The following is a 20,923-nucleotide window of genomic DNA, read 5'->3' on the forward strand; positions in this document are numbered from 1 at the left end:
AAAATACCGGTTAAATTTAAAATTAAACCTAAACTTAAATTACAATCCTTCCCAGGAAATAGCCTGGTGTTGCATCATATATGTATACACGACAGTTAATTCCCGGTTCAAGAGCACATTTCGGAATGACCACTGGTTTATACGTGTCAGTACGTGCCATCATGCCTTTCTGTTTTGCAGGCTTTGAAAGGAAAACATCGACTTCTTTGCCAATCATACAATCCCTTGTTCCAAGTTTAACAGACTCGCAAACATCATGCAACTCATTGGACCTGTTAACAATTATACGTGAATCGAGCTTTCGCATTTCCCATGCTTTGGTATGCGGTCTTGGAGTGAAACGGGAGATATTCACCTTTTCCGGTTTATACTCTTTCACCCAGTCAACTGTCTTTTTGAAATCTTCATCGTTTTCACCAGGATAACCCACAATAATATCCGTAAAAATAGTCATGTCAGGAAATCGTGACCTGAACCTATCAATAATGACATTGGCCTCTGATATCGAATGATACCGATTCATGCACTTCAGGACATCATCTGATGCGGATTGTATTGGAAGGTGAAGAAATTTGTATATTTTCTCATCTTCAAAAGAGTCAAGCAGATCATCAAGAATTGGTATCACAGAAAAAGGGTTCATCATTCCAACCCTTATCTTGAACTGGCCAGGTATCCTGCACACCATATCCAGCAGTTGAGGAAGCAAGACCTCTTTGTCAGTTCCATACTGGCCGTTGTCCTGTGATGTGAGCCATATCTCCCTGCACCCCTCATCAACAGCCTTTCTTACATCAGCAACTAACTCATCCGGTTCAAATGAACGCAGGCTACCGCGTGCTATGGTCACTATACAATATGCACAAGCATAATTGCATCCCTGGGACAGCTGACAGATATGAATATTAGAATTAAAACGCATCCTTGGAACACTCTGGAAACCCTCGGGTTCCGAAAGAAAAACCTTTACACTGCCATTTGCCGAATTAAGGGAATCAAGCATCTGACCTAACCGGGATATCGAATTCACACCTAATATGTGGGCATCAGGATTCTGATGCATGATATCATCAAGCTGAACTTCTGGCATACAGCCGGAAACTATGACCTTTATACCTTTTTCACCGAATTCCTGAATCTTATAGAGGATCTTCTGCTCGGTTGTATATTTCACAGTACACGTATTGATAACAACTACATCAGCATCTTTCTCAGAGACAAGCTCATGCCCGCTATCCCTGATACTTGCCTTCATTATCTCGGCTGATGCCTGACTTGCAGAACAGCCGTAAGTTGAGATATGTACTTTCATTTTACAGATGACTAACATTTATACAAATCGGAGAGGAGTTTTCTCTGTATCATGGATATAGATCGTATCAGAAAATTTGACAACTCCTGAACTACCCATAGTTATGCTGTGAACCCTTGAGTCACCGTCTCCGAAAAGATTGACACCCCGAAGCAGTAAACCTGGTGTGACACCTGTAGCAGAGAAAATAATATCCTTTCCCGGTGCCAGCTTTTCAGTATCCAACACATCATTGATATTGCCTTCTGTGATACCCATTTTCTCAAGTCTTGGCATTTTTTCAGCCTTTTCCTTCGCAATATCCTCAGGTGAACCACCATTAGCTACAGTAGGAAGAACAAGCCTTGCAAGAATCTTGCCACCAAGTATCTTTAGAGCAGCTGCTGTAAGCACGGCTTCCCCTGAACCACCGGAACCAAGTACCATATGTACGCCGGAACCACGAATAGCGGTTGCAACCCCAGGCAGGAGGTCGCCATCTGTGATGAGATTCACCCTGGCACCTGTTTTCCTTATCTCTTTTATTTTATCCTCGTGCCTGTCCCTTTCAAGGATAACAACCACAAGTTCATCCACATTTCTGTTAAGGGCCTTTGCGACTATCTGAAGATTTTGAAGCACTGGTGCATCAAGGTCTATTTTTTCATCCGGATGTGCTTTCTCATATTTTACTACTTCCGAACCGACTACGATCTTATCCATATAAATGTCCGGACCGTGGAACAATCCACCCTTTTCAGCCATGGCCATTACAGATATGGCACCTGGGGTTCCGTTTGCTGCCAGGTTGGTACCTTCAAGAGGATCCACAGCAATATCGACTTCCAGTTCACCTTTTCCGGTTCCCACTTCTTCACCGATAAAAAGCATGGGTGCTTCATCACGCTCTCCTTCACCAATCTTGATCATACCTTTCATGTCAAGACAGTTCAGCATTCTGCGCATTGATTCCACAGAAACCTGGTCTGCATAATTCTTATCGCCACGGCCCATCTGGTAAGAAGCTGCAATTGCTGCTGCTTCTGTAACATGTAATAACCTGGGCAAAAGGGAACACTCGATTGGTCCCGCACACTTTATCATCTCTTCAGCGGTTTTAGGATGAGGCATAATTATCATTTCCTGAATTGTTTTTTGATTATAACAAATTTAATGACACATGTATTAATGGTTTCTATATTAGAGTTTCGCGGGGTTGATATGTCAATGCTCAGTCTATTTCAAAATATCAACCAAAGCTACTCTTTCCATAACAAGGGATGGGATCATCTCTTCGCCTGCTGCCCATATTTCTTCCTCTGTTATCGAAAACTGTTCAATCAAAACAGCCCTTTTGGAACTTGCATATTTCATCACAGGTGCTTCTTCAATGAGATTATTTAACTCCTGAACAGATAATTCAACATCTGTATTTTCACCAAGTACAACAAATACTACATTCATCTGTCCTTCATGAACACCCATGGAAAATGCCTCACCAATCTGTTTTTTGCCCGAAGCATACCTCATGATTTCAATTCCCAGATCATGTGCCATACAGCAATTGTTCTCTTTAGCACGCAAAGCTTTTTGGATAGAAAAAAGAAGGTGTTTTTCGCCTGCTATCTTGCTGCCATCCATTGCCTGGACGATAGTGTTGTAATTTGAAGATATAGACCTTAGCACCTTCAGAAAATCAGGTACATTGTCTATGTAGATAGATCCACCTGTCATCTTGAATTCCATGTACCAAGATACAAGAGTCCCTGAGAATAAGTATAACGGTCAGGCATGATGTGTTCAATTGTTCAACTGGATAACTTTATCAACACATAAGCCAAAGAATAAATTGGAGTATGGGGCAATATGAATAAACCACGTAATGTGCAACAAAGCAAATACTACAAGTGCTACAACTGTGGGTTTTCCAAAGAAGTTGTTATTCCTTGCAATGACTGCGGAGAAGGAGAAGTGAAGTGTCCTTTTTGCGGTGAAAAGATGGCAAGAGGATGGGAATGACAAAACTTTAAAATGAACAAACGGAAGATTGGTGCAAATGCATAAACTGTATGATATGCAACCAGGGGAGCGTTATTTCTGTGAGACATGCGGTTTTGAGATGGAAATCATCGACCGTGGCGACACATCCTGTGATGATATAACCGTATGCCCTTGTTGTAGTAAACAGTTTAAATTAAGAGATTGAGACATACTCTTAAAATGTGTTATTTCTGGCTGACACAAGAGTAATTCGAGTTTAATTATTGTAACTATTCAGCCTGGCACGATTTGCCTATTGGTACTGATTTCATCGAAATAGAGATGTCTACTCACTAATAATCTAACAATCAAAAAAGCAATCAATAGCAACAATCAAAATAAATGATCCTAATGAAATTTACGTTTCAACTTTTTGTCAAGATTGTTATTGATAGCGTTTTTATCAGGCTGAATAGTTACTAATTATTTTAATGACCCATTACTTACACACTATTTTAATCTTCATTGCCGAATAATTGGCATTTAACCGTCATGAATGGCCTGCTAGAACCAATAACAATGATAATAATATAACTGTGTATCGTGCTCACAACAGATAATTACAGGACGCTTTTTAGAAAAATGGAAACGGAGAAACTAAGGCAAATCCGTATCCTTTATTAAGGTTGTTACTTATTAAACCCACTATAATCAAAGAACTGAATCAAACCGCATGATGTTGAAGGTTTTCAGGTGCTATTTGAGACATTTAGTAAACTACATGCCCTGTTTCATGAAAAGTACGTAAGGTTAATATTCAGATTTGACCAATAGACTTTGGGAAGATAGTGACGATTTAGTCCAGCGTGAGAAGGTGCGAACAATGGAACAGGACTATAATCCGCATGTAATAGAAAATAAATGGCAAAGCCGTTGGAACGAGAGCCGGGTCTTCGAACCTGAACCCGACAATAGGGAGAAATTCTTCATAACAATCCCTTACCCTTATCTAAACGGCAACTTACACGCTGGACACACAAGGACCTTCACGATTGGTGACGTAGTTGCAAGGCACAGAAGAATGCTCGGTTACAATGTACTTTATCCCATGGGATTTCACGTTACAGGGACACCCATAGTAGGTCTTGCGGAACTCATCGCCAATAGGGACCCGCAGACTATGGACGTCTACTCAAGGCTACACAAAATACCGGAAGAAATCCTGCCTTCACTGGATACGCCGGAAAAGATAGTTGACTATTTCAGTGTAGAAGCGGAAATTGCAATGCGCTCAATTGGTTATTCCATTGACTGGCGTAGAAAATTCACCACTACTGACCCAACATATAAGAAGTTCATCGAATGGCAATTCAACCTTCTGCATGACAAAGGCCTTATCGTAAAGGGATCACATCCTGTAAAATGGTGTCCAAATGACAATAACCCGGTTGAAGATCATGATATCCTCCACGGCGAGGATGCAACTATAGTAGACTTCACTTTCATAAAATTTGAGTATGACGGACTTATTCTACCCTGTGCTACCCTGCGGCCTGAAACTATTTTCGGTGTCACAAACCTTTGGGTTAACCCGGAAATTGAGCATGTTAAGATTAAGGTCACAAAAGATGAACGTGAAGAGATATGGGTCGTAAGCCAGGAAGCTTACAGAAAGCTCACCTTTACCGACAGGACCATTGAGTTCATAGAGAACGTACCTGGCAAAGACCTCATTGGAATCAAGGTAAAGAACCCACTGACAGGGAAAGAGGTTATCACACTACCAGCATCCTTTGTTAAAGCAGGCAACGGGAGCGGCATAGTTATGAGTGTTCCTGCCCATGCACCTTACGATTACCTCGCTGTCAAGGACCTGTATGATCGAGATCTTTCCGAATATGGAATTAATGAGAACGTACGTGATATAGATCTAATCTCACTTATCGAAGTGAAGGATTTCGGGGAATTCCCTGCTGTTGATGCTGTTGAACAGCTAGGGGTAAAAGACCAGAAAGACCCAAAAGCAGAAGAGGCAACCAAACTTGTATACCGACGCGAGTTTCATGGTGGCGTACTAAAGGAAAATACCGGCGAATACGCAGGAATTGCCGTCTCAAAGATAAAAGATGTACTGACACGTGACCTTCTTGAAAAAGGAATTGGAGAAATATTCTACGAATTCAGTGAACCAGTAGTTTGTCGCTGCGGAACTCCATGTGTAGTGAACATGGTCAAAGGACAGTGGTTCCTGAACTATTCCAACCCAGAGTGGAAGGACAAAGTTTACAGGTGCATTGAAAACATGGAAATAATCCCGGAAGAGATCCGGGTCGAATTCAACAATAAGGTTGACTGGCTCAAAGATAAGGCATGCGCCAGAAAGAAGGGACTTGGTACAAAGCTGCCCTTTGACACAGATTGGCTTATCGAATCCCTTGGAGATTCGACTATATATATGTCATATTATATTACCAACAAGTTTTTTTCAAATGGAATCGATGTAGATCAGCTGACTCCTGCACTCTTTGACTATGTACTGCTTGGCAAAGGATCCGTACAACAAGCAGCAATTGACACCGGACTTTCAGAAACACTCATTGCAAACATGAAAGCGGACTTCGATTACTGGTATCCTGTAGACCTCAGATCTTCCGGGAAGGACCTCGTGCCAAACCACCTGCTTTTCTTCCTCTTCCATCACGTAGCAATATTTGACGAGGATAAATGGCCACGTGCAATGGCTGTAAATGGCTTTGTATCGCTGGAGGGCCAGAAGATGAGTAAGTCAAAGGGGCCCATCCTGACCATGAAAGAAGCAGTAGATACATACGGTGCTGATGTCTCACGCATGTACATTCTTTCCAGCGCAGAGCAAACCCAGGATGCTGACTGGAAAAATACAGGAGTGGAAAGTGCTAAAAAACAGATGGAAAGGTTCTACAAGCTGGCTAAGGAGATAATCGATTCCGGAGCAAAATCAGGAATAGAGGGTGAATTGCAACTCATCGACCGCTGGATGCTCAGCAGGCTGCAGCAGTTCGTAAGAGATACAAATAACGATATGACATCTATCAGGACAAGGGGTGCATTGCAGAATTCTTTCTTCCTGCTCTATAATGATGTAAAATGGTACCAGAGACGTGGTGGAAGTGCGGTTCTCTATGACGTACTTGACACATGGATACGTCTGATGGCGCCTTTCACACCTCATGTATGTGAAGAAATCTGGTCTGCGATGGGGCACAGTGGAAGAGACTTTGTATCAATGGCACCGTATCCGATATTCTCCCCTGAGCATGTGGACAACGATGCTGAACTTGCAGAGGAACTTATCTGTAACACACTGTCAGACATTGAGGAGATTATCAAGGTTACAAAGATAAAACCTAAGATGATAGCTCTTTACACTGCACCTGAGTGGAAAGTTAAAACTTTCAAGATGGCGCTAGAAATGAAGAACAATGACGAACTCAACCCGGGAAAGCTCATAAAGACATTGATGTCTGATCCCGAGAACCGAAGACATGGAAAAGAGATACCGAAGTACGTGCAGAAGCTTGTCCCGGACATTACAAGTATGAAAACAGAAAGGTTCGAGATGTTGCTTGATTTTAATCTTGATGAACAGAATATACTCCGAGAGAATAGCGGATGCCTTTCAAATGAAATCGGTTGCCCGATTGAAGTATATACAGCAGATTCACCGGAATATGACCCTGAAAATAAGTCAAGATTTGCAGCACCCCTGAGACCTGCAATATATCTTGAATAAGTAAGTTAATGGTTGTTGGCACCCAAAAGCCAGTTTTTACTTTTTTTGTTGACAGATTCTCGTCCAGATTATATAATATAATCAATAAATATAAATTTAAAGCCAATAAATATAGTATACTATTGGATGGCAAATAAATGGATGAATTATAATTCAGGGCAAAAACAGGACAAAACAAATAAACAAAACTCTTGAAGTCCTTATTATTACTGCAATATTAAGTTCGTTACTGATTTCCGGTGTATCTGCGAATTCATTGATGGATGAAATAAAAGTAGGGGTTTATCAGAATGACCCATTTGTTTCTCTAAATAAGGACGGAACAGCCGAAGGCCTGTATATTGAAATACTGGAAATCATCGCTTCGAAGGAAGGATGGGAACTGGAATTTGTCCCTGGTACACTGGAACAGTCCTTTGAACGACTGGATAACGGTAGCATAAACATTCTGCCTGCTATCCCCTACACACCTGAAATGGATGAACGATACATATTGACAACTGAAGCAGCGTTCACAGACGGGGGAATTGTCTACGCGTATAACGGTTCAGGTATTAGTTCCATGAGTGACCTTAATGGAAGAAAAATAGCCTACCAGGATGATCTTTTTTATGAAAATTTCAATGCCAGCCCGAGAAATTCAAACATCAGCTACACATTTGTAATGGCCGATGATTACGTGGAAGTCTTTGAACTGGTTCAGAGTAGAAAAGCTGATGCAGGGATAATCGCAAAATCCTATTCAAAAGAACATGAAGCACAGTATACTGTGGAAAAAATACCTTTCGTCATATCCCCTACTGACATGGTTTTTGCATTGACTAATAATTCAGATAATGAAATTGCCAGGATAATAGACGAAAATATTCGCCAGATGGTAATTGAAGACGGAATTATATACTATGCTTCATCGGAAACAAGCGACCTGGACCTGAACACATGGGAAAGTCCTTCATGGCTTAAATTATCTGTTGGTTTTGGTGGTGGATTACTTTTATTATTTGTAATATTGAGCCTGACCCTGCGTAACAAAGTGGACCAGAAAACCTCAGAACTAAATTCAAAGAACAGGGAACTTGAAGTAGAGATAAGAGAGAGGAAAGTAGCAGAGGAAAAATTGAAACAATATTCCCTTGAACTGAAACACTCAAACGAACTCAAAGATCTCTTTACAGACATACTCAGACACGACCTCATAAACCCTGCCACTGTCATTAAAGGGTATGTTGAGTACCTCATAGAAGAAGAGAACGAGAGTCAGAAAGAAGACGCACTAAAGGCAATTGAAAGAAATAACAAGAAACTTATAGATCTTATTGAGAATGCTGCAAATCTAGCCAAACTCGAGAATATGGATGAGCTCGATTTTGAAACCATGGATTTGAAAGAGATCATTGAAGAAATAATAGATAATCTCAAACCAAAGATAGATGATAAGGCTATGAAAGTGATTTTCAATCCGGCAGATGAGTATCCGGCAGATGTTAATACAACTATAGAAGATGTTTTTTCAAACCTTATCGGGAATTCCATAAAATACAGTCCTTCAGGAAGTACAATCACAATAAATATTGAAGATCTTGAAAATGCATGGAAAGTATCCATAACAGATGAAGGTGAGGGAATATCCAATAAAGATAAGCCCCACATCTTTGACAGGTTCAAAAGAGCACACAAAGTAAATGTGAAAGGTTCAGGTCTTGGACTTGCCATAGTCAAGCGTATAATAGAACTGCATGAAGGAAGCGTGGGAATTGAGGATGGACCGGATGGAAAAGGAACTAAATTCAATGTGCTCCTGAAAAAAGCAAAAATTGAGAACAGCTAATTAGTACCTCAATAAAGATCTGGACGACGGTCCTTCAGTACAGGAATCATGTCCCTTATTTTCTGAGTTTTTTCAAATTCAATGGGGTGTAAAATCACAGACTCCACATCACCTGATTCTGCTTTGACCTCACCCAGAGCGTCGACTATTATGGAACCTCCGAAAAAAGAGGATGATGGGCCATCCCCTACCCTGTTACATGCAATATGAGGTATCTGGTTCTCAATTGCGCGGGCTATTGCAAGTGACCGCCATATATGCCCTCGCGGTGAAGGAAACTCGGCAATGGTAACAAGGATGTCAGAGCCTTCAAGAACAAGTTTCCTGGCAACTTCAGGAAATCGTAGTTCATAGCATATCTGAAGACCAACTGTAATTTCCCGTTTAAGCAGTCTGACGGGATGAATCTCACTTCCTGATGAAAAATACTGTTTTTCACTTTTGAAAGGATGTGTTTTACGATATGTTCCTGCGATTTCCCCATCTTCAATGCACAAACCTAGATTATAATAATTAAAACCATTTTCAACTTTTTTTTTTCTATTAAGGAAAAAATAAGGACGCATTGATTTTCTCTTGAGAAATCACACATTTTTCGCACAGTTTCACCATTCTCTGGCTCTGCAGAATTATCCACATCCTCATAACAAAAGCCTGTTGAAAACACTTCAGGAAATATCAGAATATCAGCGCCTTTTGCCTTAGCTTCTCGTGCCATGAAAAGAGCTTTTGAAATGTTTGCTTCTTTTTCGCAATGGAGGATATCCATCTGGATACAGGCTGCTTTTATAGTATTCATAAAAAACAAAACCTTTTCAACCTATTTTATGAACCAATTTATTATTTACTATTAAGCATCAAAGAAAATAGCTTATCCAAAATCCGTAATGGAAGTGGATTTTGTTTTAGGAATAAGGCCACCCAGATCAACAGAACTCCTTAATATTTTGAAAAGTATGCAATTGGAATTCTTTACGATATCTGCAGTCACAGTTTTAACTTCATAAGCAGGCTCTCCTACAGGAATTTTAATTTTTGTGATACCGGCAGCATATTCCTTTGGATTTTTGTCCGTCGGACTGACAGCACAGTTTACTGAAGCAAGATAATCATTCAGGCTCTTTGCACTCAAGCCCATTCTGATGAACTCTTCCTTAAATACAGGCCTGTCAAGTGTTCTTGATAAAACATAGGCTGCAACAGGAATCATCAAAAAAGGTTCAACATGTTTTATATGCTCGGCAATGAGAGAATATATATCCTCATTGTCACTTTGCTCGGTTTCCACGATGCTATAAACCTTGGAAGGAGGAATCTCAACTTCATTTAATATATTGAGGTCCTTCAGAGCCCGCAGGTAGCCAGTCATTACGAGACGGTGCTCATCCATTCCCCTGTCTTTCAGTTCACGTGTAACACCACTGATAGAAAGCTGTCTGCCCTTAAGAATTTCGTTGATGAGGAGATAAATAGTATCAGACATATTAACTGCACCATAATTGATAACAAACCTGATATATTTAGCGGTACTTTTCAAAGAAAATTAAGAAACGCAGTATATACAGGTAGATTTAAAAGCAATAATGACGTTATTACAGTCCCTCATAGTCTGATGGAAACTATACCACTAATGGCTTATCATGATATTAATCTGGTAAATAAAAATGTGTCCCCCGTTAGCATGGGATGAACATATGAGCGTATTTCAGGATGTAATTTAGATAAAGCTGTTTCCTGAGGCAAAATTGCAAAAAAAGCAAGAAATCCAGGTATTTGTAGGTGCTACCATAGCACTTCCAATTATAACCTATGCGTTGCATGAGAACATTAAGGACCAGTCACATAAACTTCCTTCTTTCAACTAGAAAGAAAGGCTGAAATCTATTTCGAAACTTTATGAAATCACAACACATTTATTAAATTAAACCTCAATATAATAGGTACTAAAATAGACAATAGGTAGTCAGTGACTACTCACATGAACAAGGGAAGAAGTTCAAATGTGGCTATTAATACCAGATCCGTTGACATAGACGAGGTAATTAAATGAGTAAACGAACAAGAATTATTAATGACCCCTCTGAACTCGTACCTCTGCTTCAAGTTTTTGGATCAAAGAGACACAAAAAAGTTTTTGATGAACTACTAAATCTATGGATGACTAAGGATGATCTGGAAGAAGTATTGGGTACTGATGTCACACCCAGCATCAGTATACTCAAAAAAAGCGGACTCATCGAAAGTCAGTGGCATATGCCTGAACCGGGAAAAACACCTGAGAAGGAATATCGTACATCATATTCTAAAGTCCAGACTAATTTTCAATGCTCTTTTGAGGATATGAGTGACATTATAATGCTGACCTTCATGCCATATGAAGAGGTAACGGACATCATCGAAGAACTTGAAAATTTAGTAGAGCAGGGCAATAATTCAATGAGTAGCCTTACCAGGGCATTGAACAAGAGCCCTTTGTATATACGTGCTGTTGCCAGACGTTCTGATAAGCTGTCTGTGATGGGACAAAGGTTAAAGATGATGGATGAGGAAAAAGAATGATAGAACTCCTTCATAGTAAAAGTGGCATAACCAAGTTTCAGATACTGATAGAAGTAGCTGCACACCAGCCGAATGTCAGACAGAAAGAGATCGCTGAAAAGATAGGTGTTACTCCACAGGCTGTTTCTGAATACATAAAAGAACTTGTTGCAGAGGGACATATTTATTCCGAAGGAAGGGTACGTTACCGCATTACCAAACAGGGTGTGGAATGGGTACTCGAGAATGCAAATGATATGAAACGTTATGCGCGCTATGTGATGAGTGATATCATAAGCCATGTTTCAACCTGGACGGCCATTGCAGAAGAAGATCTTGACAAAGGTACAAAGGTTTACCTTAGAATGAATAAAGGACTCCTGTATGTAGGAACCCAGGAAGTAACAAGCGCTTCAGGTACTACGATCTCCAATGCAAAGAAGGGAGAAGATGTGGGAGTAACAGATCTCATGGGACTCATTGATCTTGAAAATGCTAGCATAACCATCTGCAGGGTACCAAGGATCGAACGTGGAGGATCAAAGAATGTCGATCTTGAACGTTTAAGATCCCTTGCTAAATCCAAATCATATATTGCAACAGTGGGGGTTGAGTCACTTATATCCCTGAGAAGAATTGGCCTTGAACCACACGTAATGTTCGGCGCCAAAGAATCCGTTATTGAAGCTGCATATCATGGATTATCTTCTCTGGTACTGGCAATCGATGAAGAAGTGCCTGTTATCCTGAGTCGGCTTGAAGCAGAGAACCTTGAATACGAACTCGTAGATCTGAGTATACAATGACCGGATGAAGATGATCATATGAAAATGATACTGGTATCGGACACGCATTTGGAAACAGAAAGTATTCCTGCTTATCTATCTGACGTTTTCGACCAGTATAATATGATAGTCCATGCCGGCGATTTTGATTCATTAGCTTTTTTCAAAGCACTCAATGCTACAGGGAAACTTAAAGCAGTGCACGGAAATTCTGATGAACCTTCCGTAAAAGAACTCCTGCCGGAAAAACTGGTCTTTGAAGTGGAAGGAATTAAGATAGGAGTAATTCATGAAGCTGCACTTTCTATTGTTGATTACACTGCAACAAGATACATGGCTCTTGAAATGGGAGTAGATGTTCTTGTGTTCGGACACCTTCACAGACCAATTATTGAAAAAAGTGATGTCCTCATTATTTGCCCGGGATCACCCACAAAACCGAGGATGTCTGACCCATGTGCAGTCGAACTGCAAATTAAAAATGGCTCAATAGAAACAAAGATCATACCAATAACAGGTCAATCCTGTGGATATATTGACTTTTCCCGCAAACTTGGCGAGGAAAGCAAGTAATCCAGCTAATTCTGACCGTTTACGGTTTCTGTTTTAAACATCACGCCCGTACCTTTCAATGTCATCTGGACCTTATCAGTGAATAAAAGAATCTCATCCAGATCTACATTGTTGCCCCAGTCATAAACATAGTCATAATTCCCCTGAACTTGTTTGAACCCAAGGGACATAAGACTCCTGTTCACTTCAGAGGGCATTGAACCGTTGCTGTTAAACCAGAGTAACAGATAAGTTTTCATGTAACACCCACAGAATTTACAACGCTCGGGTCACATATGGTACTTTTGGTCAGGCAAAAAAGAAAAGGGCAAAAATATGCCCCAAAAATGGCATCAATAACTTTCTTTTAAGGAGTGCAGCGCCTGGGCAACCATTGAAGAATAATGCCCGGTGTCAGGATTATAATATTCTTTTGCCCGCTGTGCATTGGCAGATGTACCATCGAGAGTACTGAGTCTATCAAGAGTACATTTTGCCGTTTCTAATACCCACATATCACGAGTCTGGCCATCCACGATATAGAGTGACTCAGGACGTACTGATGTAAGCACATCTCCTTCCCCGGTAGTATAAGTACTTGGTTTACCGACAATTGCAACAAAAGCAGGAGTTTCACACTCCGCAAGAACCTGAGCAGCTTCTGGCTGGTATTGTCCCGCATATATCATAAAGGAGCCTGTAGGGTCTATAACTCTACCACGCCAGTATTCGGAATCACTTCCTATATCTTCTTTTTCAACAAGTGTACCGACTATGAACATGCGGTTTACCCTGGCACCTGTAGGTGTAAGAAGATACTGCGGTGCATACTGGTCATCACCATCCTTATAGGTCAGATCAGATTCCCTGAACTCCTGGGCGAAGACTCTTCGTGCGACTTCCCTTGTATAACCTGCCATTTATACCACCTCTGCGGCAGCTATTAATTCATCCAATTCAGACTGCTCCAGTGAGAACACAGGAGTAATGGACTCTGCAAGAAGATATCTTTCGATTTTGGATCCGCTTACAATGTAGTATTTACCGACAAGTATCTTTTTCATTTGCTCAAGCACAACACCCTGGTCAAGGGCATCTGCGGCAAGGGAAATTGCACTCTCAAGGTTCAGACCTGTTATTTCCTCGGTAATTTCTCTTTTTATGATAGAATCTTGTGTCGTGAGACCATCATCCAGTACAGCTTTTATCCTCAGGTCATAGATTCCGTCAACCTTGCCATGCTCCATGCAGGCACCCTTAGTCAGTGCCCTATTACATTCAGGACATCTTTTTATAAGTCCGGAACCGGATTGTATATCAACCATGGCACCTTTGAACTCAACAGTAGTAGTCCCTACTTCGATATCTTCATCAAGGGACTCGATAGAACTGCTCTTATTAACATTCAATTGGAATTTCCCATTCCACTCATTTACAACTACGTTCCTGAATATGTAGCTTTTACTTTCTTCAACAGTAGGTGCTGCAGCACTTTTCCAAAGTGTGAATTTGATAGTCCCTGTCTCATCACCTATCAAGCCTACCTGGGATATAGATTCATGAGTATTCTCCCAGAGCTGGACAATCTTTCCCCGGACATTGACCCATTTTCCATCTTCCGTTATGTCAGAAATATTAACCGTGGGTGATTCTGTCTGGCCGGTGTAAAACTCGCCCCTATTAATATTGTATGATTTTAAAAAATAGTTGACAACACTCCTTCTGGCTTCCTCTTTCGGGACCTTGAACTTATTGATCATTTTGTCCAGTCTTTCTTCAATGTCCTCAATAGGAATCTCGACTCCTAATTCATGGAACCTGGAACTAATTTCCTGTGCTAATTGTTTCATAGTTAAATCCTCAAGCCTCTTGTTTGGTTCTTCTTGAGAGGCAATTTATCTGTATGCTTCAACCATATATAATTGAGTTGTGAGCAAGGTGAAAGTAATATATAAATAAAAAAGGAAGATGTGTGAGAATTATCGAACTCATTTATGAAGGAGATCTACAACTTCCTTTGCCGCATCATCCTCGCCAATAACAGTTACAAGATCATCATATTCAAGTACGAAATTACCGTTTGCAATATGAGACTTATCATTCCTGCGAATCATCAGAAGCAAACTGTTTACGGGGAGAGAGAGCTCTTTGATAGCTTTGCCAATAACTTTTGAGTTTGTGACTCTCACCTCAAGGATCTCACCTTCTTCACCGACCTCACATAAGGAGAACATAGAGCTTTTACCTACCATGTTATCCAGTACAAGAGCCGTGGTCATCTGAGGACTCATGGAACGTATACCAAGATCCCAGAAAGCATGGAGATTTTCCATACTGTTAACCCTTGCAACTATCTGTTCTTCCTTCAGGCCGAACTTGCTTTTAGCTATCTGTGACACCAGGAGGTTTGTATTGTCCTGATCCGTTGTCGCAACGACATACTTGGCCTTTTCAATACCCGCAGTCTTGAGTACATTTATGTCTTCGGCATCCCCATGAACTGCTCTTATACCTTGCTTAAGCAAACGGTTACACCTATCATTGGAATTATCGACAACAACAACATTTTCGCCCCTTTTCTCAAATCTTTCGGCCAGAATCTTTCCGACTTCTCCTCCACCTATTATTAGAATTTCCATGGGTATCACTCCTAATACATTGGCTACTCTTCTTGCTAAAGTGCCGGTTGTTATGACTGTAATGATAACGGTCAGAAATACCAGTCCAACCAGCATCTGACCACCCAGTATATTGAAAGAATCCAGTCTTAATGCAAAGTAAGTTGCAATGGATGCGGGAACAACTCCCCTGGGCCCTATAAAAGAAATAAATAATTTCTCATTCCTTCTAAGACGAGAGTTTGCTGTTGAACCAAATACAGCCAGAGGACGTACCAAAACGATCAATAACAGGACAACTATAATCCCGTTTAGCCCAATACCTATAATATCCTCGAATTTGAGCATCGCAGCAAGTAATATGAAGATCAGAGACAACATTATCAGGACAAGGTCAGACTTAAACTCCTTGAGAGCTTGCTTGTGGGGAATATTTGAAGTACCAACCACTATTCCGAAAACAGCCACTGCAAGAATCCCAGATTCATTGCCTAGTAACTCAGACACAACATAAGTGGTTATTACCATCGTTAAAGTAAACAGTCTGGCAGTCTGATCAGTCACAAGGGAATCGCTTGAAAGAAAACGTTTCAGGATATGACCACTGGCCATACCTATGACAATACCTATAACAAGCCTCTGGAGAATGAAAAGAACAGCACTGAATCCAGTTAGCTGGGATACTATCCATTCAAACATGAACGCTGCAAGGATAACACTGGCAGCATCGTTAAGGACACCCTCTATCTCAAGTATCTTGCTTATTTTGTGACTTACATGAATTTGCCTGACAAGCGGTGTTATTACAGTGGGACCAGTAGCAGCTACCAGCGCTCCAAACAAAGCTGCAAGTTCTATCGGCAGATCAAGAAGAGCATATGTTACAGCAGTAGCTCCTATAAAAGTTATAAGAACCCCTATTGTCGTGAGCTTCAGAGCCGTTTTCTGTATTGTACGGATACTCTTGAGATCAATATGGAGTCCACCGTCGAAAACTATTATCGCAACTGAAAAAGAAACGATTGCAGTCAATCCATCTCCGAACAACATCGGGTTTATAATAGCCAGCCCTTCAGGTCCTGCCAATATACCTTGAAGTAGAAGGAACATAATAACAGGCACTTTAAAGTGTTTGCTAAGTGTCTGGGCAATCATGCTCATAAAAAGCACAGAAACTACAATTTCCAGAAGATGTATCGACTCCACAACTAAGCTCCTTGAATATGCAAAATACCACTTATGTGATTTTAATATATGCACTATGTATTTTAATTATTCCATGAGACTATAAATATATAATACTTAGTACGAGGAATGAATCTAATCCTCGTAATAGATAGCAGTACTGTACTAGTCTGCCATAAATAAAAGGGTATTTGTCAAAAAGTATTTGGTATATCTTTAAACGTCCCCCACAGTTATACAATAGTTAAAATAGAAAAACATGATTAAGGGTAGATAAGAAACAAAACGCTTATTGAATAATATTTTGAACTCGAGTGATTAAAATGGTCTTAATAAAAGAAGAAGATATAAAGGTACCTTTAGATGTCCCTCCGGCAGCTCGTGAAACATACCTTCACAATTATATGGAGATCACAAAGGGAACAGGAAGAATGATGCTTTTCGCAGGTGATCAAAAGGTTGAGCATCTGAATGATGATTTTTTCGGAGAGGGAATTCCAGCGGATGACAATGATCCTGAGCACCTCTTCAAAATAGCTTCTATGGGGAAGATAGGTGTTTTTGCTACTCAGCTTGGACTTATTGCAAGATACGGCATGGACCATCCCGAAGTACCATATCTCGTAAAGATAAATTCAAAATCACACCTGGTAAAAACAAAACAAATGGATCCCTTCAGCAATCAGCTTTATGATATGGAACAAATAGTTGAGTTCCGCGAAAATAGTGGTCTTAAAATACTGGGAATAGGGTATACGATTTACCTGGGAAGCGAATTCGAAGCTGATATGCTTAACCAGGCAGCTCAACTCATATATAATGCACACAAACACGGAATGGTAACCGTGCTCTGGATATATCCAAGAGGAGCAGCAGTGGCTGATGAAAAGGATCCACATCTCATAGCTGGAGCAACCGGTGTTGGTGCAACTCTCAATGCGGATTTCGTGAAAGTAAATTACCCCAAGAAAGAAGGGAAGAAATCCGAAGAGATATTCAAGGAGGCAGTATTGGCTGCCGGCAGGACAAAGGTTGTCTGTGCAGGAGGTTCCAGTGATGACCCACAAGACTTCCTTAAGAAACTCCATACACAGATTCACGTTAGTGGTGCAGAGGGTAACGCAACAGGAAGGAATATACACCAGAGACCACTCGACGAAGCTCTCAGGCTATGTAACGCCATCTATGCCATCACTATTGAGAATGCTTCTGTTGAAGATGCATTCAAGATATACAAAGGCGAATAATTTGCATTTAAAAGGTGCATTGGTTTAACCATGCACCTTTTCTTTTTTAATTTCACTTATCTTTTTTGATTTTAATTGAATTCACAGTTATCTGACAGGTTAACCGAAAGTCAAAAAATAATGTATTGTTGATTAAAGATCAATAAGAATCAGAAGCAAAAGGCAGACTTGAATAGATTAAAAATAAGAAATCAGGTGCTTGCAAGAACAAACACCAGATAGATCATCACTTACAGGAACAATCAAAATCGAATCCCAGTAAAAAAGTACCTGTTCCGTGAAGATTGTCGAGTCCCATCTTCTCCTTGAGGTACTCATCACTTGGAGGAGAAGGGGAAGCGAGCACTGCATTACAAACCTCATCCACACACTCTACTTCTTCACATGGCTTAGGTGGCAATACAACAATTAACGGATCTTTCTTACCATCCATTTTCTTGAGTACACTTGTGTCATATATAACAATGTTACCAATAACAAGTTTATCTGTGCAGGTTTTCATTTCCTCAAGTTTTGCCTCATCATCGAGGTCTTGACCTACAACACAGTCATTGTGCATTAGGATGACATTTGGACCTTCGGGCCAGTTGAAATCCATACTTGTGGTAAAAGCAAAAATAACGTCATTCTTCAAAACGGTCTTTACACCTTTATTGTCACCCCGGCCAAGTCCCATCAGAGTCATCTCATCAGCTTTTTTCTCAAGCTCCCTGATAATTTCCCGATCATCTTCATTAAGGAGAAGTGTATTTCCTACACCCTTCATATTGATGATACTGTTTTTTACATTTTCTATTATCTCATCATGTTCCATGAATTAACCTTCTTTGATAAAATGTGCAGTTAATGTATTGAATTACTTATCAGGTCTAATATTTTTGCATATTTAAGTATGTCGCATACAAAAACACATTAGAAACTAAATCAACATATTTAATGTATAACTTTGAAAAAGCCCGCCTTTGGTTCATATATATGCCCCTTTGATAACAAAGATTTCAATGTTGAATCGGCAATTCGCTCAGGGACACCTTGAGAAACTGCTTTCCCAATGTAGTTGAAATATTCAAAACCACTTCCATCATCAATACTTTCAAGGACAGACTGGATAATATGCTCATAATCAGGTTCCACATCCTGCTGAGCAGATGACTTACTAATGGTGCACAGGGCTTGTTTGACAACACTTTTTAAGGAGTTATAGTATTCCTTATCCTTGTGATAATAATCCAGTGAAAGGCACATTCCACTTGCAAGTGTCTGCGGAATATTACATACAGACATCCTGTCAGTAATTTTTTCATTATCAGTACCTGAAGAGAAAAATCTATCAAACGCATCCAGACGGTCAAGAGTCATTTCTGCAGTATCTACTATCCACCTGTCACGCACTGACTCATCTACATAATTAATCTCCTCCGGTCGCAAGGAAACATAAACAGAGCCATCTCCTGGCTCATATGAACGAACCTTGCCAAGAACCATTACATACGAAGGCACGTTTACATTTGAAAGGAAGAATGAAGCTTCAGGCTGGTAACTACCTGCGTAGACTGTAAAAGCACCGGTCGGGTCAGAGATACGTGCCCTCCATAACTCTTTTTCACTACCGGCTTGGTCTGATAGCCTATCCACTTCTGTGACCACACCCACCATAAAGATTCTGTTCACTTTCAGTCCTGTGGGACTTATGATAAAATTAGGAGAATAAATATCCTGATTTCCAGATGAAGAAGAATTAGAATACAAATTAAAACGGGAATCATTGAATTCCTTGGCAAACATCCTGTGTGCCACTTCTCGCTCAACCATTACTCATCACATCCACTGCCAATCTTTTCCATAAGTTGATCTACACGTTCCTGAAGGTCATTCTCATGAGCCCAGACCGATTTAGCCACAAGCGACACTCCAAATTCGTTCTTTGAAGAATTGCCCCGTGCTGTGACATATTTACCGGTTAATACGTTTCTCATATCTGTGAATACGGCATCATTGGAAATTGAACCCTGAGCCATATTTTCCACATCAGGCATACTTTTTCCATAAATTGCCTCAGAGAGTTCACGGTTAAGCATCAAATGAACAGCTCCCGTACCATCATCAAGAATTGCCTTAATACGCATATCCATCAGGCATTCCACTTCACCATGGGAACGACAGACCGATTTTTGCGTAACACGATTGCATACAGGACATCTTTCGATAAGACCAGAACCGGGCCTGATAGAAATTAGATTGCCACTGACAGTTACATCGAAAATACCTTCTTTTTCAAGGATCTGTTGAATAGCCACGGGCGAATTGGCTTGATTTACTGATTCCATTGTAAAGGACAGATCTTCTGCAGACTTCACCAGTTCAATAGAAGTATTCTCATTGAAATTGATGGATGGCAAACCTCTGAATATCCTTACAGCAGCACCTTCGAAACGAATATAGTCACCGATATCAAATGTTCCCAGCGAAACCCAAGCTGTAAATGGAAGCTTTGCACTGTCATCTGCAATGACGCCTTCTACAACAGTCACTTCCTGACCTTTTAGCATTATTTCCCTGTGATACATCTCAACGATGAGAACCACAGAACTTGCAAGCACATCTGCAGGAACTATTTCACCAAGTTTCTTGAGATTGGAATGGGATATCTGCTCAATATCAGGGAGCTCACTATCCTGCAAATGTGTGATTGCAGACCTCTTTCCAAAATACAGCTCCGGACGGTTATTCCATAGCCGGGTGTATGCATTCCGGATCATAATAGTATCCCCGGACCGTAGAGACATATTATCCCAACATGTAAAAGAACAAATACCAGTTCCATCACCCAGGGTTCCTGAAAATATTGTTTTCTGCTCCCCCTGTATAGACACTGTTTTTTCAATAATATCAAGAATACGGCCCGCGATCTCAATTCCATTCAACCCAGGAGAAAGATCTTTTACTTTTACAGAGTTGGAAGAAACAGATAAATATTTGGTTTTCAGGATTCTTTTCGCTTCATCAAGAGGAACACGATATTTAAGGAGTTTTTCCAGTTCCTTGCTAATCTCCTCTTTGCTTATATTTCCAAGCGCCATTGTTAATTCGTCTATGTGTGGCGCAATTTTCTCGTCCATCTGGAGTC

At 40.5% G+C, this 20,923-nt stretch carries 21 protein-coding genes; 8 read left to right on the forward strand and 13 right to left on the reverse strand.

What is annotated here, in order from left to right:
- Positions 1-34: 34 nt before the first annotated feature.
- The 3 genes from V7O67_RS14095 to cgi121 all read right to left on the reverse strand — a co-directional run bounded on the left by V7O67_RS14095 (position 35) and on the right by cgi121 (position 3,037).
- Positions 35-1,312 (reverse strand): tRNA (N(6)-L-threonylcarbamoyladenosine(37)-C(2))-methylthiotransferase, encoded by a 1,278-nt coding sequence (locus V7O67_RS14095; protein ID WP_342304247.1) that lies wholly within the window; start codon positions 1,310-1,312, stop codon positions 35-37.
- A gap of 18 nt (positions 1,313-1,330) precedes the next feature.
- The gene (gene glpX, locus V7O67_RS14100; protein ID WP_342304246.1) at positions 1,331-2,422 is read right to left on the reverse strand and encodes a class II fructose-bisphosphatase; all 1,092 of its coding nucleotides are present in this window, start codon (positions 2,420-2,422) and stop codon (positions 1,331-1,333) included.
- Positions 2,423-2,527: 105 nt separating this feature from the next.
- On the reverse strand, positions 2,528-3,037 hold the full coding sequence (cgi121, locus tag V7O67_RS14105) for a KEOPS complex subunit Cgi121 (protein WP_342304245.1): 510 nt from the start codon (positions 3,035-3,037) through the stop codon (positions 2,528-2,530).
- 120 nt (positions 3,038-3,157) lie between these two features.
- Here cgi121 and V7O67_RS14110 point away from each other — a divergent pair, with 120 nt between their 5' ends.
- The 4 genes from V7O67_RS14110 to V7O67_RS14125 all read left to right on the forward strand — a co-directional run bounded on the left by V7O67_RS14110 (position 3,158) and on the right by V7O67_RS14125 (position 8,871).
- The gene (locus V7O67_RS14110; RefSeq protein WP_342304244.1) at positions 3,158-3,310 is read left to right on the forward strand and encodes a hypothetical protein; all 153 of its coding nucleotides are present in this window, start codon (positions 3,158-3,160) and stop codon (positions 3,308-3,310) included.
- Positions 3,311-3,347: 37 nt separating this feature from the next.
- A complete protein-coding gene (locus tag V7O67_RS14115) occupies positions 3,348-3,497 on the forward strand; it encodes a hypothetical protein (RefSeq protein ID WP_342304243.1) in 150 nt (49 codons plus the stop codon).
- Positions 3,498-4,154: 657 nt separating this feature from the next.
- Positions 4,155-7,043: a leucine--tRNA ligase gene (leuS, locus tag V7O67_RS14120; protein ID WP_406671492.1), complete on the forward strand. Its 2,889-nt coding sequence runs from the start codon at positions 4,155-4,157 to the stop codon at positions 7,041-7,043.
- Positions 7,044-7,302: 259 nt separating this feature from the next.
- Positions 7,303-8,871, forward strand: coding sequence for an ATP-binding protein (locus V7O67_RS14125; protein ID WP_342304241.1), 1,569 nt, complete (start codon positions 7,303-7,305; stop codon positions 8,869-8,871).
- An 8-nt stretch (positions 8,872-8,879) separates the two neighbouring features.
- Here V7O67_RS14125 and V7O67_RS14130 read toward each other — a convergent pair whose 3' ends face one another.
- The 3 genes from V7O67_RS14130 to V7O67_RS14140 form a co-directional block, all read right to left on the reverse strand.
- Positions 8,880-9,368, reverse strand: a complete 489-nt coding sequence (locus tag V7O67_RS14130; RefSeq protein ID WP_342304240.1) for a nitrilase-related carbon-nitrogen hydrolase — start codon at positions 9,366-9,368, stop codon at positions 8,880-8,882.
- Between the two features lie 2 nt (positions 9,369-9,370).
- The gene (locus V7O67_RS14135) at positions 9,371-9,670 is read right to left on the reverse strand and encodes a nitrilase-related carbon-nitrogen hydrolase (protein WP_342304239.1); all 300 of its coding nucleotides are present in this window, start codon (positions 9,668-9,670) and stop codon (positions 9,371-9,373) included.
- 72 nt (positions 9,671-9,742) lie between these two features.
- Positions 9,743-10,354 carry a hypothetical protein gene (locus V7O67_RS14140; protein ID WP_342304238.1) on the reverse strand — a complete coding sequence of 204 codons (612 nt, stop codon included), beginning with the start codon at positions 10,352-10,354 and terminating at the stop codon, positions 9,743-9,745.
- A gap of 563 nt (positions 10,355-10,917) precedes the next feature.
- Between V7O67_RS14140 and V7O67_RS14145 the strand changes: the two genes are divergently transcribed.
- The 3 genes from V7O67_RS14145 to V7O67_RS14155 are packed head-to-tail and all read left to right on the forward strand — an operon-like array spanning position 10,918 to position 12,767.
- Positions 10,918-11,430 (forward strand): ArsR family transcriptional regulator, encoded by a 513-nt coding sequence (locus tag V7O67_RS14145; RefSeq protein WP_406658176.1) that lies wholly within the window; start codon positions 10,918-10,920, stop codon positions 11,428-11,430.
- Positions 11,427-12,215 (forward strand): MarR family transcriptional regulator, encoded by a 789-nt coding sequence (locus V7O67_RS14150; RefSeq protein ID WP_406670323.1) that lies wholly within the window; start codon positions 11,427-11,429, stop codon positions 12,213-12,215. The genes V7O67_RS14145 and V7O67_RS14150 overlap by 4 nt, the downstream gene beginning before the upstream one ends.
- Positions 12,216-12,233: 18 nt before the next feature.
- Positions 12,234-12,767 (forward strand): metallophosphoesterase, encoded by a 534-nt coding sequence (locus V7O67_RS14155; protein WP_342304235.1) that lies wholly within the window; start codon positions 12,234-12,236, stop codon positions 12,765-12,767.
- A 5-nt stretch (positions 12,768-12,772) separates the two neighbouring features.
- Here the strand turns inward: V7O67_RS14155 and V7O67_RS14160 are convergent, their stop codons facing one another.
- From V7O67_RS14160 to V7O67_RS14175, 4 genes are all read right to left on the reverse strand, one after another.
- Positions 12,773-13,006 (reverse strand): hypothetical protein, encoded by a 234-nt coding sequence (locus tag V7O67_RS14160; RefSeq protein WP_342304234.1) that lies wholly within the window; start codon positions 13,004-13,006, stop codon positions 12,773-12,775.
- A 93-nt stretch (positions 13,007-13,099) separates the two neighbouring features.
- On the reverse strand, positions 13,100-13,666 hold the full coding sequence (locus V7O67_RS14165; RefSeq protein WP_406670325.1) for an RPA family protein: 567 nt from the start codon (positions 13,664-13,666) through the stop codon (positions 13,100-13,102).
- Entirely contained in the window at positions 13,667-14,596 is a 930-nt protein-coding gene (locus tag V7O67_RS14170) for a replication factor A (protein WP_406670327.1), read from the reverse strand.
- 138 nt (positions 14,597-14,734) lie between these two features.
- Complete coding sequence (locus V7O67_RS14175) at positions 14,735-16,570, reverse strand: cation:proton antiporter (protein WP_406670328.1); 1,836 nt, start codon at positions 16,568-16,570, stop codon at positions 14,735-14,737.
- A 302-nt stretch (positions 16,571-16,872) separates the two neighbouring features.
- Between V7O67_RS14175 and V7O67_RS14180 the strand changes: the two genes are divergently transcribed.
- Positions 16,873-17,796 (forward strand): aldolase, encoded by a 924-nt coding sequence (locus V7O67_RS14180; protein WP_406670329.1) that lies wholly within the window; start codon positions 16,873-16,875, stop codon positions 17,794-17,796.
- Positions 17,797-18,022: 226 nt separating this feature from the next.
- Here the strand turns inward: V7O67_RS14180 and V7O67_RS14185 are convergent, their stop codons facing one another.
- The 3 genes from V7O67_RS14185 to V7O67_RS14195 form a co-directional block, all read right to left on the reverse strand.
- The gene (locus V7O67_RS14185; protein WP_342304229.1) at positions 18,023-18,610 is read right to left on the reverse strand and encodes a hypothetical protein; all 588 of its coding nucleotides are present in this window, start codon (positions 18,608-18,610) and stop codon (positions 18,023-18,025) included.
- A 119-nt stretch (positions 18,611-18,729) separates the two neighbouring features.
- The gene (locus V7O67_RS14190) at positions 18,730-19,608 is read right to left on the reverse strand and encodes a DNA-binding protein (protein ID WP_342304228.1); all 879 of its coding nucleotides are present in this window, start codon (positions 19,606-19,608) and stop codon (positions 18,730-18,732) included.
- Positions 19,608-20,915 carry a Single-stranded DNA binding protein gene (locus V7O67_RS14195; protein ID WP_342304227.1) on the reverse strand — a complete coding sequence of 436 codons (1,308 nt, stop codon included), beginning with the start codon at positions 20,913-20,915 and terminating at the stop codon, positions 19,608-19,610. Before V7O67_RS14195 ends, V7O67_RS14190 begins: the two co-directional genes overlap by 1 nt.
- Positions 20,916-20,923: the final 8 nt, after the last annotated feature.

The sequence above is a fragment of the Methanolobus sp. ZRKC4 genome, from assembly GCF_045291305.1.
Lineage (GTDB): Archaea > Halobacteriota > Methanosarcinia > Methanosarcinales > Methanosarcinaceae > Methanolobus.